Consider the following 3,518-nt stretch of genomic DNA (forward strand, 5'->3'; position numbering starts at 1 on the left):
GATTGGCGCGGATTGCGCCTACGATACCGCACATAATCTGTTCCTTAGTATCAAAGGGGTGAATCATCATCCGTTTCACGTTTGCTTTTGTCGCAAAAATCGCCAACTTCTGCGTTAAAAATGCGCGTCAGGTGTGTAACCTGACTTGCATTTTTGCCTTGAATTTGTCGTTTTTGCAACAAAATCAATACGCGCCACGAACGATGACTCACCCCCAGTTAAAAAAATCAGGCAAACTGACTTTCAGGCTGCCTGAAAGGACTGCGCGTCCAGCGAATACCCAAAAAACATTTTTCAGGCAGCCAAAACGCGATATAGATGGGGCTTTTGCCACCCCAAAATCCACAAAATTATACGCAGAATTTGGTTAAAAAACGTTTGCTGTGGTGTTGATGTGATTTTTTTGTGCTAGGATAATCACTCTTTTCAACAACAGGACTTATCCACATGAATAAAATCCTTCGTTATGCCGCATTGGTGGCGTGTTTGGCAGGATTGGGCGCGTGTTACATTGTGCAACCTGCGCCAAATGGCAGTCAAATCATCATTCAAAATCCCCGTTAATTGGAAAGGAAAAACCATGAAATTACAAAACCTGATTTTGGCAAGCGCAACGGCTTTGGCATTGAGCGCGTGTTACGTTGTGCCGATGGAAAGCGGCTCGCGCGTGGTGCAAACTTCTGGGCAAGCCACCACCTCCCACACGCCACAAGAAACCGTGTTAAACGCGCGTTTGTATCCCAATAACACCGCCGCGCAAAACGCAGGCGCAGGCAGCGCAACCGTATCCATTACCCACACAGGACACGGCACATTCCGCGCCCAAATTGGCGCAGAAAGTTTCACAGGCGATGCCACGCGTACACTCAACTCACGCTCGGGCAAAGCCAATGGCACAGGCTCTATGGGTCGCTACATCAACTGCAATTACACCATGAACAGCGAAACCGTTGGCACAGGCACTTGCACCACATCGGCTGGCGCAAGCTACAACATGCACATTTCACGCTAAATGGAACAAAACACAGCGCATTTTGTGGCATAAAAATCACAAAATGCGCCATTTTTGCGTTTTCAGGCTGCCTGAAAACGATTTTGCTTGCTGGCAAAAGCGATTTTTTGGCAAAATGCGGTTTCATTTTTCAACACATTGCGTTTACGAAAGGATAACATCATGCAAAATCAACAATCTATCCAAATTCAAACACGCAGCTCAAAAGCGGACAACGCCGTTTAAATCTTTCTGATTGTCCGTTTTGGGACTGCTTTCTTCATAATTTATCCACACAATTAATTTGTAGGGTGGGTGCTTGCACCCACGCGGTATATTTTTGTTCTACCAGCCGAAAATCCATTTCAGGCTGCCTGAACGCGTGGGTGCAAGCACCCACCCTACGCACGATTGTGGGCAAAAAACAGAAAGCCATTCACAATGGGCAATACCATTACAATCATCAAAAATTCAAACACTTGGATTGAAGGCAACGCCATTCAACAATTAGAACGCACCGCCCAAATGCCACACATTCAGCGCGTGGCAGCCATGCCCGATTTGCACGCAGGGCGCGGTTATCCGATTGGTGCGGCATTTTTCAGCGTGGGGCATTTTTATCCCGCCCTGATTGGCAACGACATCGGTTGCGGCATGGCATTTTGGCAAACCGATTTGCCTGTGCACAAAATCAAATTACCCAAATTGGTCAAACAGTTGGGCAATATTGACGCGCCTTTAAACGACACTTGGGCAGAACGCATTGCCGAACTTATCCCCAACTGCACTTATCCACAAGCATTTTCAAAAGCACTGGGTACGATTGGCGGCGGCAACCATTTTGCCGAATTGCAAGCGGTGGACAAAATTTATCTGCCTGATTTATTGCCAGAAAATTTCAATCCCAAATGCCTGCAACTGCTGGTGCATAGCGGTTCGCGCGGTTTGGGGCAAGCGATTTTGCGCGACCATGTGGAAAAATTCAGCCACGCTGGTTTAGCCGAAAACACGCCACAAGCCCTTGATTATTTGGCACAACACGATTTTGCGTTGCAATTTGCCCACGCCAATCGCCAGTTGATTGCCGAACGCATGTTGGCAAAATGGGGCGCAGACGGTGTGCGTTTGCTGGACGTTCATCACAATTTTTTACAACAAATCCAATTGGATAATCAAACAGGCTGGCTGCACCGCAAAGGCGCAACGCCTTCGGATTGCGGTTTGGTGGTTATCCCTGGCTCGCGGGGCGATTACAGTTATTGGGTTAAGCCGATTGTGGATAATGCGGCTAATGCACTGTTTTCATTGGCACATGGCGCAGGGCGAAAATGGCAACGCAGCGAATGCAAAGGGCGTTTGTCGCACAAATATTCTGTGGATAATTTGCGCCAAACGCATTTTGGCAGCGTGGTGGTTTGCGAAGACAAATCATTGATTTACGAAGAAGCCCCACAAGCCTATAAAAACATTGACGATGTGATTGCGGCAATGGTGGATTGGGGCTTGATTGAATTGGTGGCGCGTTTCAAGCCCGTTTTGACTTATAAAACGGCTGGGGAATGCTGTTAGTTATCCACATTGTAGGGTGCAACTTGTTGCACCATTTTCCGAATGATGTTGAATTTGGTGCAACAAGTTGCACCCTACGTTTCAGGCAGCCTGAAAGAAAAAAATATGAAAATCATCAGTAAATTCAAAGATTATTACGATTATTTGGTCGGGATTTATGGCGAAGACCCTTTGTTGGTTTTTGACCGCCGCGAAAACAATCCACAATTTGCCGATTTGCCGCACACGGTTTGGCGCGAATTGCCGCCACCCATACGCCAAGAAGTTGCCGAATTTGACTTTCCCACTTTAACGGAAACCGCTTTGTATGTGGGCAATCAGCGCGTTTATTTATTCAACACAGGCGAACGCGTTTACACGTCCTACGATGTGGCAAAAATGGATTATGAACACCGCAAATCACATGATAAATGCGTGTATTGCTTTTTGGTTTTGACATTTCATGACGGCAAAGTTTTCCGTATCTATGATGACAGTTGGTATCACGCGTTAAGCGATACCGACCGTTGGCAAGCACAGATGCGCGTCCAAATGGTCAATCGCCAAGACGATAAAATTGCCGCATATTCAGCCGCGCCATTGCTGTTGTCATACAAAGCACCAACGCGAAACAGTCAGCGCATTTTCGCCATTAACCCAAATTTAAAGGCTTTGGGCGTGTATTTGCCCGAACAATGGGTTTGGCAGGAAATTTCCGCCTATTTGGGACAACTTCGCAGCGAGCAGGAAACCAGTCCGCCCGTTCCCGACAAAAACAAAATTGAAAACAAAGGCTTTGATGTGAAACATTCGTTTCGCCCAAAAATGAAACGCAAATGATGTTTCAGGCAGCCTTTCAATACACGACAAAAATTTTCAATGTGCCACAAATCTCGTCCCCTCTCCTTGTGGGAGAGGGCGTGGAATACTGGCACGATAACGGTTTCTGTCCATATTTTGAAAGGCAACCTGAAAAATT

5 protein-coding genes are annotated in these 3,518 nt (G+C 46.7%); 4 read left to right on the forward strand and 1 reads right to left on the reverse strand.

All coding sequences use genetic code 11. The features are described from left to right. Positions 1–203: 203 nt before the first annotated feature. Together Q4B82_RS07985 and Q4B82_RS07990 are read left to right on the forward strand one after the other, a co-directional pair. Positions 204–371, forward strand: coding sequence for a hypothetical protein (locus Q4B82_RS07985; RefSeq protein ID WP_303065923.1), 168 nt, complete (start codon positions 204–206; stop codon positions 369–371). 209 nt (positions 372–580) lie between these two features. Next, positions 581–1,012, forward strand: a complete 432-nt coding sequence (locus tag Q4B82_RS07990; protein ID WP_303065924.1) for a hypothetical protein — start codon at positions 581–583, stop codon at positions 1,010–1,012. 259 nt (positions 1,013–1,271) lie between these two features. On the opposite strand, the gene Q4B82_RS07995 is transcribed toward Q4B82_RS07990, so the two are convergent. Beyond that, positions 1,272–1,427, reverse strand: a complete 156-nt coding sequence (locus Q4B82_RS07995; protein ID WP_303065925.1) for a hypothetical protein — start codon at positions 1,425–1,427, stop codon at positions 1,272–1,274. 5 nt (positions 1,428–1,432) lie between these two features. Between Q4B82_RS07995 and Q4B82_RS08000 the strand changes: the two genes are divergently transcribed. Further along, entirely contained in the window at positions 1,433–2,560 is a 1,128-nt protein-coding gene (locus Q4B82_RS08000; protein WP_303065926.1) for an RNA ligase RtcB family protein, read from the forward strand. A 42-nt stretch (positions 2,561–2,602) separates the two neighbouring features. Further along, positions 2,603–3,379: a hypothetical protein gene (locus Q4B82_RS08005; protein ID WP_303065927.1), complete on the forward strand. Its 777-nt coding sequence runs from the start codon at positions 2,603–2,605 to the stop codon at positions 3,377–3,379. Positions 3,380–3,518 lie beyond the last annotated feature (139 nt).

It is taken from the genome of Alysiella sp. (genome assembly GCF_030525755.1).
GTDB lineage: Bacteria > Pseudomonadota > Gammaproteobacteria > Burkholderiales > Neisseriaceae > Simonsiella.